Origin of the sequence: Streptomyces sp. NPDC014801, assembly GCF_043082085.1 — a bacterium.
Lineage (GTDB): Bacteria > Actinomycetota > Actinomycetes > Streptomycetales > Streptomycetaceae > Streptomyces.
Genome location: NZ_JBIBXG010000031.1, coordinates 1 through 11,592, shown reverse-complemented (window position 1 = coordinate 11,592; position 11,592 = coordinate 1). Strand labels below are relative to the sequence as shown.

The window sequence follows — 11,592 nt, the reverse complement described above, 5'->3', positions numbered from 1 at the left end:
CTGATCGCCTCGCAGGGCGACGTGGTACGCCGCCACGCCCTCATCGCCGCCGGCTGGCCGCACGGAGCGCAGGTCAGCGACAACACCCTCGACTCTTATGTACGCCGGCTGCGGGCCAAGCTCGGTTCGCTGGGTGTGGCCGAGCACCTGGCGACCGTCCGCGGCGTGGGCTACCGATGGCAGTGACCGGATTCCGTAAGCGGGTCGTCGCGCTCACTGTGCTGATCGCCACCGCCGTGGTTGCGATCCTGGTCGTCGTCTCGCACGTGCTGCTGAGCCGGGTGACGGACTCCGACGCGCGCGAACTGGCGCGTACACGCGCCGAGGCGGTCGCGGCGAACGTCACCGCCAAAGGCGGCCGTATCGTACTGACGGAGAGCGGCAGTGAGGCGCTGGACGAGGTCGCCTGGGTGTATGCCGACGGCCGGCTGATCGACGGGAACGTGCCGCCGAACGTGGTCGATCGCGTCGAAGAATCGCATGTGCGGGCAGCCCGACGGGGCCCAAAGCGGTCCCAGCCCGGTCGACCGCGCACGGCCGGGCAGTGAGCACCACGTCCTTGTCGACGGCCGGGGCGTTCCGCTCGCGGTGTCTCTGACCGGCGGCAACCGCAACGCCGTCACTCAGCTCCTGCCCTTGCTGGAAAGGTCCCCGCGGTGGCCGGCGCCGTCGGGCGGCCACGTAGACGGCCCGACATGCTCTTCGCCGACCGAGGCTACGACCACGACAAGTACCGGCGCCTGCTCTGGCAGCGGGGCATCAGGCCCGTAATCGCCGAGCGCGGGCAGCCGCACGGTTCCGGCCTGGGCATCTTGCGCGGGGTCGTCGAGCGGACGATCTCCTGGCTACACGGCATCCGCCGCCTTCGTATCCGCTGGGAGAGACGCGACGACATCCACGAAGCCTTCCTCGGCCTCGCCACCTGCCTCATCACCCACCGCCATGTCCAACGCCTTTGTCAAGAACTCTTAGATCAGTGTGCGGAGATCGGCTCGGTGCCGGGTTCAAGGGGCAGGCGGAGGGCCCTGACGGCGAACGAGATGGCGTGGTACCAACCGCAGATCAAGACCAGATCGAGTGCGGCATCTTCATCGGCGACAGCGACCAGGTTCGCCCAGGTGTCGTCCGAGAGGTCAAAGGTCGCATGGAGCTCGTCGACCGCTTTGAGCACGGCACGATCAGCGGTGTGCCAGCAGTCGTCCGTCGGCCTTCCCTTCGCGAGGGACGCGAGTTGCGCCGCGTCGAGTCCCACCTTCTCGGCGAAACCCGCGACGTGCACAGCCCACTCGTAATCGGCGCCACACAGCGCGGTGGTCCGGTCGATGACCAGCTCGCGCTGGCGCAGAGTGAGAGCGGAGCGCCGAGAGAAGTAGTAGCTTCCCCAGCCCGCGATGGAGCGGGCGAGCTCGGGCCGGCGGGCCCACACCCGGAACAGCTGGATGGGGGAATGCCCGAGGAGCTCAAGGGCCTCGCTGGCTCCCTCGCCATAGGGCGGCGAGAGCGGCTCGATACGAGGCTGCTTCGATTTCAGAGGCATAGCGGGACGTTAACATTGACGCTTCGGAAAGGGAAGCAGATGACACGACCAACACCACTCCCAGGCCGCCGGGTCCGCGGCTCGCACACGGGGCGCCCGATCATGGCGCTCCTGGACCTCTTGGGCCGACGCTGGGCGCTGCGAGTCCTGTGGGAGCTGCGGGACGGCTCATCTCCGACCTTCCGCCAGCTCCAGCAACGATGTGGCGGCGTGTCATCAAGCGTCCTGGCAGACAGGCTTCGCGAGCTTGGACAGGCCGACCTCGTAGAGAACGCCGGCGAGGGGTACCTGCTCACTGAACAGGGCAGGACCCTTCGAGAATCCCTCGCCCCGCTCGATGATTGGGCCTCCGGTTGGCGGCCCAAGGCGGGGGACTGACGGCCGTGACGGCCGGACAGGCTCAGTCTCTCCAGTGGTCACAGAGTGTCGCGACTCCGTACCAGGCCAGTGCCCGCCTTGCTGCAGAGGCTCCCACACCGCCTGTTTGCGCGAGCTACGGGCTGGTCTCGGACGAGCGTCGGCGGGCGAGAGCGAGGCTTGTCAGCGTCGTGATCGCCATGGCGCCGACGCCGACCACGCCGCGGTGGTGTAGGCGCTGCCGTCGGGGAGGAGGCGGCCGGGGCCGGTGCCCGCGCCGAGGATCAGGCCGCCGGTGGTGCTGCCCAAAGAGTATCCGACGCCGCGGGCGACGTACTTGAAGCTCATGGCGCTTGACGTCTCGCTCTTGGGGGTGACGGCCAGGATGACGCCGGGCATCGCGGCCCAGAAGCCGCCGACGCCGAAGCCGAGCACGCCCATCGCCGCGAACAGTTCGGCCAGGTCCGACCGGGCCGCCGCGAACAGGGCGGAACCCACCGCCGACCACGACGGCGCTGCCGGCCAGGAGCAGGGGATCGGCGATCCGCATCCGGACCCGCGGCGTGTGCTTGCCGGCGACGAACCCCAGCACCGAGAACGGGATGAGGACCAGCCCGGCGACGAAGGTCGTCAGCCCGAAGCCGTAGCCGGCGCCGTGCGGTGTCTGCGCGTACCCGGTGATGAGCGTGAGCAGGAGGTCCATGCCGATCCCGCCGACGAACATGGCGAGGCTCGCCCCGGCGACCGCCGGGTGCCCCCGCCGCCCGCACCTCGACCAGAGGCGTTGTGCTGCGCAGCTCGATGACGGCCCAGACCCCGAGCAGCACCACCGCGACGACGGCGAGGCCCGCCACGGCGAGGTGCCGGCTCCACAGATTCCGTTCGCCGGCGAGGAACAGCACCAGGAGCAGCGCAGCGGCCAGGATGACCGCGCCTGCAACATTCCCAAGGGCGCCGAGGTGGTGCGCTGCGAAGGCGAGGGGGCTGCCGGCACCACGCGGCCCAGAAGGTTGGCAGTGCCGGCCCGCCCTCTCAAACCGCCCGCCGGGTCAGCGATCCGGCTTGACGCCGTTCGAGACGGACTTCACGCGGGCGATCTGGACCTTCACCGCGTACTCCACGTTGCCGAGCTGGGCGTCGCTCGCGTGCAGGTGCGCCACGACGGCGCGGATGCGCATGACGACATCGAAGTAGTCGCCGTCCTGCATCGCCCGGGTCTCGTCCGCGTCGGCGTCGACCGTCACGGGCTTTGCCGGCTCGCCGTACTCCGCATTGTCCTTGCGCTTGTGCTCCGCCAGGTCCTGCATCGTCGTGGACGCGTCCTTCGCCTCGGCGAAGGTGCAGAGGGTGAACTCCACCCACGCCTCGTCCGAGGAGCCCCGGGCCTCCATGTCCCTTTTCCCGATCGCCTGGATCCCGGCACACGGCGACTTCGTCAGCTCGGAGCAGGCCTTGACCACACCGTCGCCCTACCACGACGGGATCGCCGCCGGCCATGACGGCGCAGAGGCTGCCGTCGGACGGGAGAGCGGAGTACAGGCCCGTCGCGTCCACCCACACCCGCGGAGAGTGAGGCGACACGTCGCACCCACGCGTCGCAGGTCCTTCGGGACGTCAAGGCAGACACAGGCAATGCATAGAGAATTAATATAAATAAGCTATGCTTCCGGCATGAGCCGTCAAGACGCCCCTCGGGGCGCTTCAGCCGCAGTCGGGTCAGCCCTCTACGAACTGGCCACGAGAGCCGTGAGGCGTCTTCCGCGTGACCTGAGCCTCACGTCCGCTGCCACCCTGGCCACCCTCGACCGGACCGGTCCCCGACGGATCACCGACCTGGCCGTCACCGAGGGGGTCACTCAGCCCGCGATGACCGTCCTGGTTCGAGTGATGGAGAAAGACGGGCTGGTCGAACGGAGAGGCGACCCGTCCGACAAGCGGGTCACGCTGGTGTGCCTGACCGAGGCCGGCGCGTCTTACGTCCGGGCGCGGCGCCAGGCGGGCGCCCAGGCGTTTGCCCGGTTGATCGACAAGCTCAGTGACGAGGAGGCCGAGGCCTTGGTGGCAGCCCTTCCGGCGCTGCTGCATCTGGCAACGCTCGACGGCCAGGAGCACGAAGGGCCGAAGCAGTGACCAGGGGGTCAATCAGCGGGGTCACCGCGTCTTCGGACGGAGGCACCGGACGGATGCGGGAGGTGGTCATCGAGACCGCCGGGCCCGATCCGGTAAGGACCAAGGGATTCCTGTCCTCAGGGACGCTGCTCGGCGATGGCGTCACGCTTCAGCTCGCCCAGCCGGACGAGCCATGGGCGGAATGGGCCCGCACTCGCGTCGTTGACCGCAGCACGATCAGGCGCCACCGATGAGCACGACCCGACAGCACTCCGAGTCGCGGCTACTGGTCCCTTCCCTGCTGTTCATCGCCTTGGTCGTGGCGGCAGTCGGCAGCCTCGGGACACCGCTCATCACCAGCGTGGCGAGCACGTTCCACGTCTCGCTCGACAGCGCGCAATGGACGCTGACCATCGCGCTGCTGAGCGGCGCCGTCGCTACTCCCGTCCTTGGCCGGCTCGGAGCCGGCCCACACCGACGAGCCACGGTTCTCGCCACGCTGGCGGTCGTCGTTGCCGGCAGCGCGCTTACCGTATTGCCGCTGCCGTTCGCGTGGCTGCTCGTCGGCAGGGCGGCCCAAGGCGTCGGGCTCGGTCTGACAGCCCTGATGATGGGCGTGGCCCGCGATCACCTTCCCGAGGGGCGCAGCGCGGCCACGATCGCCCTGATCTCGGTGGTTTCCATCATCGGGGCCGGCGTCGGTTACCCGCTTGCCGCACTGCTCAGCGAGTTCGGTGGCGTACGGGCCGCTTACGGCCTCGGTCTGTTCGTCACCGCCATCGCCTTCCTGGCCGCGTGGCGCTCCGTACCTGTAGCCCCTGAAGGCCGCCGCGCGGACATGGACGTAGCGGGCGCCCTCATCCTGGCGGGTGGACTCTTCCTCGTCCTGTTCCTGGCCGGCGAGACGCATCTGTGGAGCCGTCACCTCGCCGTGGCGTTGGTCCTCGCCGTCGTTGCCGTGCTCCTGCTCGGCGGCTGGACCGCCCACGAGTTGCGCAGCAAGACGCCCCTGGTCGATGTCCGGGCGGTACGGCACCCGGCGGTCGCCGGGGCGAACATCGCCATGTTCGTCGGCGGAATCGGCATGTACCTCCTGCTCACGCTCGTCACCCGGTACGCGCAGACGCCGCACAGCGCAGGCTACGGGTTCGGGCTGACCACCTTCGCTGCCGGGCTGGTCCTCGTCCCGTTCTCCGGGCTGGGCTTCGTCGCCGGCAAGCTCAGCCCCCGGCTTCGCGAACGGATCAGTGCCCCCTTGCTCTTGGCCGGCAGCGCCGTCGTCGTCGGTGGCGGGTTCGTCCTCTTCGCGGTGGCCCGGTCGCGCGTGGCCGAACTGTTCGTGGTCATGGGAGTGCTGGGCTTCGGTGTCGGCGGCTTCTCGGCCGCCATGCCCGGTGTCATCTTGGCCGTCACCCCCAAGAGCGAGACGTCGAGCGCCATGAGCTTCAACTACGTCGTCCGTAGCGCCGGATACTCCCTGGGCAGTGCCATAGGCGGCCTGCTGCTGGCCGCCGGCACCGACGCCGGTCAACCCTTCCCGCACGACGGCGCCTACACCACGGCAGCGGTGGTCGGTGTCGCCGCGATGACGATCACGACGATGGCCGGCCTCGCACTCGCCCGCCGGCGCTCGCCCGGGCCAAACCCGATCGCGCCCCTGACCGGCGCGCCGAGCCAGGACCGGTCGAGTCGATGACAGGCCTGCCGGAAGGGCGGCGGCCCACCGGGCCGCACGGCCCTCGACGTCGGAAGGGGGCACCGGCGTCCTCGCCTCCGCGATCGGTCCGCGCCGTATCGGCTGGGAAGGACGGTCCTCGAGCGCCGGCGATGCTCGGGGATACGGGAGCGGGCACCTGAAAGGTGGTTGTCCGGTTCCGCCAGGGAAGCGGTGGCCATGGTTGAAGCCTTGCAGCGGAGAGAAGACGCATGCGCGCCATTCAGTTCGAGCGGTTCGGCGGCCCAGAGGTCCTGACAGAGGCCCAGGTGCCCGAACCGGTGGCAAGGCCAGGTGAGACAGTCGTCGAAGTGGAGGCGGCCGGCGTCAACTTCGGCGATATCAAGCAGATCGCCGGCGAGCAGCCTGACGGCCCCTATGCCCCCAAGGGACCGTTGCCGCGCATCCCGGGCATGGAGGTTGTGGGCCGGACAGCGGACGGGCGGCGGGTCCTCGGCCACGTCCTGCAGGGCGGTTACGCCGAGCGGACGGTGGTCGCCGACCGGGACCTGGTCACCGTGCCGGAGGGCGTCAGCGCGGGCGAGGCTCTGGCGGTACACGTGCAGGGGCTGACAGCCTGGCACCTGTTGCGCTCGGTTGCCCGGATCAGGCCCGGCGAGAGCGTAGTGGTACATGCCGCCGCCGGCGGCACCGGAAGCCTCGCTGTCCAGCTGGCCCGGGAGTTCGGGGCCGGACGGGTGATCGCCACTGCCTCGTCCGAAGGCAAGCGCGCCTTTGCCCTGGACCTGGGCGCGGACGTCGCGATCGACGGCGAGGCACAGGGGTACCGGGAGAGGGTCCTGGCCGCCAACGACGGGCGACAGGTCGACATCGTGCTGGACGCCATTGGCGGCCCGGTTCTCGACGCCGCCCTGGACACCCTGGGCTACCTGGGGAGACTTGTCACCTACGGGGCCTCCGCCCGGCAGCCCGCCTCCGCCATCTCCCCGAGCCGCCTTGCAGTGGAAAGTCTCACGGTCGCCGGTTTCTGGCTCACCCCGCTACTCGTCCGGGAAGGGACCGCAGGCCCGCCGCTGCAGGAACTGCTCGACCTCACCGCCAGGCGGCGCCTGCGACCGCTGGTCGGAGGGCAGTACCCGCTCGGACAGGCCCGCCAGGCACATGAAGACCTGCTCGCTCGCCGCACAAAAGGAAAGCTTCTCCTGCTTCCCCGCACCTGAGCTTCTTCTTCGACCTGCGGGCCAGGTATGTCCCTACCGAGGAAGAGAAGGCGGAGGTCATCTGGGGCCCCTACCTCTTTCACACTCGCGCCAACGTCACCGAAGAGCAGGGCCGCACGGTGCCCGAGTTCTCTCTTTTGCCGGGTGACCGACGCCGGATCAGGCTCGATCGGACCGAGGAGCCGACCTGGTGTACCCCGGCGGGCGGGCGCAGTGGCAGGCCCATTACCCCGATGAACCTGTCCGCCTCTGCGCCCTGTGTACCGCTGAAGACCACAAGCCCTGGACCTTGAGCTTCGGAGTACCTCAAGACGGCAGTTGGGCGGTCCGAGGCGCCTGAACCCGAGCACAGCAGCGAGCCGAACCCCTCCTATGTCTGCGCACCAGTGGACCCGTGCGCCGGCTATCCTCGCGGGTGATCACCCGTGCCTCGTGCTGTGAGCCAGGGTTGTACAGGTGTGACACGACTGATGACAGCCGCCGTCGCGGCTCTCGGCGTCCTGATCGCCTCCGCTGGCGCCGAGGCAGTCGCCACCGCTGCTCCCACCGCGCCGGCCAAGCCGTGTGCCACGGCCTGGCGCGCCGTCGAACGCGCTGCCGTGCGTCGCCCCGGCCCGTACGACGGGCCGGCCGCCACGATGCGCACGCCGATCCGTCACCACCTGCGCAAGGGCGAGGTGGTCCGCTCCTGCACGTCGCGCTGGCGCGCACTGCCAACGGCGTACCTGCCTACCGGGCCTGCGGCCGCGGGGGAACCTCCGGCCTGCCCCTAAGCGGCATCGCCGTCAGGCTTACCGCGCACCCAACCGCACGGGAGACCGTGGTTCGCGCGTCACACCGGCTTGTGATTACGACATACCGTGGTTCAGGCAATCGACTCCCTAGACCGTGGGTGGAGGCGCAGGCAGGTGTCTGATGGTGACCTGCGCTGAGCCGACGGAACAGGGACCTGACATCAAATGCGGCCGGAGCGTCTCGCTCCCGGTCTGCAGTGGCCCATAGGCACTATCGGTCATCGAGGTGCTGATGGGACGTTCCATGCTTGCGGGCCTGGTAGCGGTCCGCCAGGGCGTGGAAGGCCTCCTTGGGTTCCCAGGGCATGTCCGGGTACCTGCGCGCGTCTGCGGGGTATCCGCTGTGCTCGTCGAGGATCTTGACGATGCCGTAGGAGGCTAGGTCGGGGTCCGGTCCGGACAGACGGTGGGGAGTGCCATAGCCGGCGAAGCTGAACCAGAAGACGGAGTCGACTCCTTCGTCTTCGAAGACGGGCATGAGCTCGTCGAGATAGCGGACCTGCTCGCCCTCGTCACGCACCAGGTGCGGCTTGGGAGCGACACCGTCCGGTTCCATGGCCACGTACCAGCCCGAGCCGCCGTAGTCGCCCGCCCCGCGGAAGGTGCAGCAGCCGACTTCCATGATGGCCACCGGCTTGCCATGGGTGAACTCCTTGCGCAGGTCGTTGCGGTATGTGGCGGCGTTGCGCAGACTCCGGAAGGCGTCCAGGCCGACGATGTCGAACGGGCTCCAGTCCACGCCGTCCAGGGGGCACGAGGCGTAGCTGACCCGGCCGGCGAAGAGAGGGCGCACGGTGCGGACGACGTCGCCGAGGAAGGCGTTGATCTTGTCGGGGATGGACCGGAGTGCGGCTTCGCGATCGGGGCCGGCCAAGACCGGGATGCGCTCGTTGAAGGTCTCGCCGGGCAGGTACCCGCGGGCGAACAGGCTCAGTTCGCAGCCGGTGACAAGGACGACGTCGGCGCCGTCTTGGCGGAGGTGTTCGGCTCGCTCGGCGCAGTCGGCGAAGTACGGCAGCATCTGTTCGTTGGTCATTTCGCAGGGGAACGGCGAAAACCAGACCTCCAGCCCGACGGCGGCTGCATGCCGCGCGGTGGTCTCGATCCGGTCCGGGTCGCCGCCCGTGATGCGGATCGCGGTGCAGTGCAGATCTTCGGCGATGATCCGCATGTCCCGCGCGACGACGTCGGCGTCAAAAACGGGGCGGGAGGTATCGCCGTTGGGAAAGGTGCCGGTGTCGTAGTGGATGCCCTTGCCTCGCATGCCTGCGCCTCCGGTGAGAATTCGCGTGTCGCCTACAGCGCGATCGTCAAGTCTCCAGCGGCGTCAGGGTCAAGCCCGGATGGTGATCAGCCGTTTGAATCGGACTGGCGCTGCCACAGGATGAGCACCTTGTCCAGGTGCGCTACCTCGCGCATGATCCGGCCGGATCCGGTGTCGCCCGCAACCGTCAGAGCTTGCAGGCCAATGGCAGCGGCTTCCTCCGGTGATCCGGCGCCGGCGTGGGCGACGGCGGCACGGCCGATGTACACGCCTCGATCTCGGGGGTAACCCTGCGGGAGGGCCTTGATGGCGTTGGTAAGGATCTCCGCAGCCTGGGCGTGTTTGCCGAGGCTTCCAGCCCTTGGGTGCAGCGGACGTCGACGTACAGCTCGCTGAGCCAAACGCCCCAGGGGGTCGTGTCGCTGGAGACGCGGTCGAGGGCGTTGCGGACGTCCTCGACCGCCCGCTCGCTGTCATCGGACTCACTACGCAGCGCGTGACCGTACGACTCGGAGGTGCGGGCTACAGCGGCGGGCCGGCTTCGAGGCCGGGCCATGCGGATATCCGCCGTCATCACGGTCCGCCGTCCCCGCCGCGCTCACCGCGACCGCAGAGCGTGAGCGCCTCTCCCCTGCCGGCCGGACACCGCTTTGGGCATCCTTCGGAGGTGCAGTTCCAGCAGAGCCCACTCGTCATCCGAAAGATCACCCCGTCCCACGAGACTCGAAACGATCCACCTACAGACGAGTCACTCGACCCATTGGACAGGACCTAGTCTTCTGAGTCAGGAATTTCATTCAGATGTGTAGGGTTGCCTGGTGGCGCGTACTGGGCGGCCGAAGGCCGAGCTGATCCTGTCGGATGAGGAGCGGGCTGCGCTGGAGGGGTGGGTGCGGCGCCGTTCCACTCCGCAGGCGTGGGCTTTGCGGTGCCGGATCATCCTGGCCTGCGCGACCCGCGCGTCCAACAAGGACGTGGCCGCACAGCTCGGTTCGACACCGCATGCGGTGGGCCGCTGGCGGAAGCGGTTCGTCGAACACCGGATCGCCGGGCTGGGTGACATGCCGCGGTCCGGCGGGCCCCGGACGGTCACCGATGAGCAGGTCGCCGCGGTGGTGAAGCGGACGCTGGAGTCGACGCCGAAGAACGCCACGCACTGGTCGACGAGGGCGATGGCCACGGAGATGGGTCTGTCGCAGTCGACCGTGTCGCGGATCTGGCGGGCCTTCGGCCTGCAGCCCCACCGCACCGAGACGTTCAAGCTGTCGACGGATCCGTACTTCGTCGACAAGGTCCACGACGTGGTCGGCCTCTATCTGGACCCGCCCGAGCGGGCCTTGGTGTTCTGTGTCGACGAGAAGTCGCAGATCCAGGCCCTGGACCGGTCCCAGCCGGTGCTGCCGATGATGCCGGGCGTCCCGCAGCGGGTCACCCACGACTACGTGCGCGCGGGCACCACCACATTGTTCGCCGCACTGGAGGTGGCCACGGCGAAGGTGATCGGCTCCCTGCACCGCCGGCACCGGGCCGGGGAGTTCAAGAAGTTCCTGATCAAACTCGACCAGGAGATACCGGCGGACCTGGACGTGCACCTGGTGCTGGACAACTACGCCACCCACAAGACCCCAGCCATCAAGACCTGGCTGCTGGCCCACCCCCGCTTCCACCTGCACTTCACGCCCACCGGCTCGTCCTGGCTCAACCTGGTCGAGCGGTGGTTCGCCGAGCTGACGAACAAGCAGATACGGCGAGGCGTCCACAGAAGCGTCCAGGCACTGGAGAAGGACATCCGGACCTGGATCGCCGCATGGAACACCGATCCCAAGCCCTACGTCTGGACGAAGACCGCAGACGAGATCCTCGAACGCCTCGCCAGCTATCTGAACAGAATTCCTGACTCAGAAGACTAGTCGCCGGTCGTGCCGTCGAGCATCTCGCGCAGGATGTCCAGGTGGCCGTTGTGGCGGGCCGTCTCCTCGGTGAGGTGGAGGAGGATCCAGCGCAGGTCGACGTGGAGGCCGTTGCGGACGGCTCGCTGGGCATGCTTGTCCAGGCCGTTCCCGGCGACCAATTCGCGGTAGCGGGCACTCTGTTCAGCGTATTCATCGAGCAACTGCGTGAGCGGGAAGTCGACGGCTATACGCATCTCGCGGTCGGGGTCCTCCTCGGTCCAGGGGCCGTGGTCTTCCTCGCCGAGGAAGACCACTTGGAACCAGTAGTACTCGACCCAGCGGAGGTGGTTGATCAGTCCGCTCATGGTCATCAGCGGTGAGCCCGGCAGAAGCGCCTTGCGTGTGTTCTCCGCGGAGACGCCATCGCACTTGGCGCGGGCGGTGTCACGTGCGTAGTCGAGAAACGTGGTGAGCTGGGTGCGCTCGTCCCACGCGGGCGGGGTGTCCTGGATTCTGGTCATCGCGCGAAGCGTCCCCGATCACCGCGACCGATGTCGAGGTATTTATCGACCGACCCGACCTGCTCCACCCAGCTCCTTGTCCGGCGGGACGCTACAGCGATTCAGCGCCAGCGAGCCGCCGGACAGGTCCTAGGCAGCGTCTTGTCGATCACGCCTCGAGCCAGATGAGCGTGCTGGCCAGGGTGATGGCGGCGAGGAAGCGGTCGGGCAGCTTGTCGTAACG

At 68.6% G+C, this 11,592-nt stretch carries 12 protein-coding genes and 1 pseudogene; 7 read left to right on the top strand and 6 right to left on the bottom strand.

Going from position 1 to position 11,592, the window contains the following annotated elements; translation table 11 throughout:
- Both ACF1AL_RS39350 and ACF1AL_RS39345 read left to right on the top strand, forming a co-directional pair.
- Window positions 1-186, top strand: a 186-nt coding sequence (locus ACF1AL_RS39350) for a helix-turn-helix domain-containing protein (protein ID WP_391780896.1), incomplete at its 5' end; no start/stop codon positions are given.
- 281 nt (window positions 187-467) lie between these two features.
- Window positions 468-950 (top strand): annotated as a pseudogene (locus ACF1AL_RS39345) (IS5 family transposase); the annotation flags it as partial.
- Between the two features lie 23 nt (window positions 951-973).
- Here ACF1AL_RS39345 and ACF1AL_RS39340 read toward each other — a convergent pair.
- A complete protein-coding gene (locus tag ACF1AL_RS39340) occupies window positions 974-1,537 on the bottom strand; it encodes a carboxymuconolactone decarboxylase family protein (protein WP_391706799.1) in 564 nt (187 codons plus the stop codon).
- Between ACF1AL_RS39340 and ACF1AL_RS39335 the strand changes: the two genes are divergently transcribed.
- Window positions 1,448-1,915 (top strand): winged helix-turn-helix transcriptional regulator, encoded by a 468-nt coding sequence (locus ACF1AL_RS39335; protein WP_391828808.1) that lies wholly within the window; start codon window positions 1,448-1,450, stop codon window positions 1,913-1,915. The two genes, ACF1AL_RS39340 and ACF1AL_RS39335, sit on opposite strands and share 90 nt — an antisense overlap.
- A 162-nt stretch (window positions 1,916-2,077) precedes the next feature.
- Here the strand turns inward: ACF1AL_RS39335 and ACF1AL_RS39330 are convergent, their stop codons facing one another.
- Complete coding sequence (locus tag ACF1AL_RS39330; RefSeq protein ID WP_391781370.1) at window positions 2,078-2,392, bottom strand: hypothetical protein; 315 nt, start codon at window positions 2,390-2,392, stop codon at window positions 2,078-2,080.
- 551 nt (window positions 2,393-2,943) lie between these two features.
- Window positions 2,944-3,354, bottom strand: a complete 411-nt coding sequence (locus tag ACF1AL_RS39325) for a hypothetical protein (RefSeq protein ID WP_391828806.1) — start codon at window positions 3,352-3,354, stop codon at window positions 2,944-2,946.
- A gap of 307 nt (window positions 3,355-3,661) precedes the next feature.
- Between ACF1AL_RS39325 and ACF1AL_RS39320 the strand changes: the two genes are divergently transcribed.
- From ACF1AL_RS39320 to ACF1AL_RS39310, 3 genes are all read left to right on the top strand, one after another.
- Window positions 3,662-4,024, top strand: coding sequence for a MarR family winged helix-turn-helix transcriptional regulator (locus ACF1AL_RS39320; RefSeq protein ID WP_391781378.1), 363 nt, complete (start codon window positions 3,662-3,664; stop codon window positions 4,022-4,024).
- A 229-nt stretch (window positions 4,025-4,253) separates the two neighbouring features.
- Entirely contained in the window at window positions 4,254-5,699 is a 1,446-nt protein-coding gene (locus tag ACF1AL_RS39315) for an MFS transporter (RefSeq protein WP_391781372.1), read from the top strand.
- A 230-nt stretch (window positions 5,700-5,929) separates the two neighbouring features.
- A complete protein-coding gene (locus ACF1AL_RS39310) occupies window positions 5,930-6,898 on the top strand; it encodes a zinc-binding alcohol dehydrogenase family protein (RefSeq protein ID WP_391781373.1) in 969 nt (322 codons plus the stop codon).
- A 1,005-nt stretch (window positions 6,899-7,903) separates the two neighbouring features.
- On the opposite strand, the gene ACF1AL_RS39305 is transcribed toward ACF1AL_RS39310, so the two are convergent.
- Together ACF1AL_RS39305 and ACF1AL_RS39300 are read right to left on the bottom strand one after the other, a co-directional pair.
- Complete coding sequence (locus ACF1AL_RS39305) at window positions 7,904-8,956, bottom strand: hypothetical protein (protein WP_391781374.1); 1,053 nt, start codon at window positions 8,954-8,956, stop codon at window positions 7,904-7,906.
- Between the two features lie 86 nt (window positions 8,957-9,042).
- Window positions 9,043-9,225, bottom strand: coding sequence for a hypothetical protein (locus tag ACF1AL_RS39300; RefSeq protein WP_391781375.1), 183 nt, complete (start codon window positions 9,223-9,225; stop codon window positions 9,043-9,045).
- A 549-nt stretch (window positions 9,226-9,774) separates the two neighbouring features.
- On the opposite strand from ACF1AL_RS39300, the gene ACF1AL_RS39295 reads away from it, so the two are divergent.
- Window positions 9,775-10,866, top strand: coding sequence for an IS630 family transposase (locus ACF1AL_RS39295; RefSeq protein WP_391781376.1), 1,092 nt, complete (start codon window positions 9,775-9,777; stop codon window positions 10,864-10,866).
- On the opposite strand, the gene ACF1AL_RS39290 is transcribed toward ACF1AL_RS39295, so the two are convergent.
- A complete protein-coding gene (locus tag ACF1AL_RS39290) occupies window positions 10,863-11,369 on the bottom strand; it encodes a DinB family protein (protein WP_391781377.1) in 507 nt (168 codons plus the stop codon). The genes ACF1AL_RS39295 and ACF1AL_RS39290 overlap by 4 nt on opposite strands.
- Window positions 11,370-11,592 lie beyond the last annotated feature (223 nt).

Excerpts from the sequence above, each read along its gene's own strand:
- ACF1AL_RS39335 (WP_391828808.1), top strand. The coding sequence starts at position 1,448 with ATGCCCGAGGAGCTCAAGGGCCTCGCTGGCTCCCTCGCCATAGGGCGG.
- ACF1AL_RS39340 (WP_391706799.1), bottom strand. The coding sequence starts at position 1,537 with ATGCCTCTGAAATCGAAGCAGCCTCGTATCGAGCCGCTCTCGCCGCCC.
- ACF1AL_RS39315 (WP_391781372.1), top strand. The coding sequence starts at position 4,254 with ATGAGCACGACCCGACAGCACTCCGAGTCGCGGCTACTGGTCCCTTCC.
- ACF1AL_RS39310 (WP_391781373.1), top strand. The coding sequence starts at position 5,930 with ATGCGCGCCATTCAGTTCGAGCGGTTCGGCGGCCCAGAGGTCCTGACA.
- ACF1AL_RS39305 (WP_391781374.1), bottom strand. The coding sequence starts at position 8,956 with ATGCGAGGCAAGGGCATCCACTACGACACCGGCACCTTTCCCAACGGC.
- ACF1AL_RS39290 (WP_391781377.1), bottom strand. The coding sequence starts at position 11,369 with ATGACCAGAATCCAGGACACCCCGCCCGCGTGGGACGAGCGCACCCAG.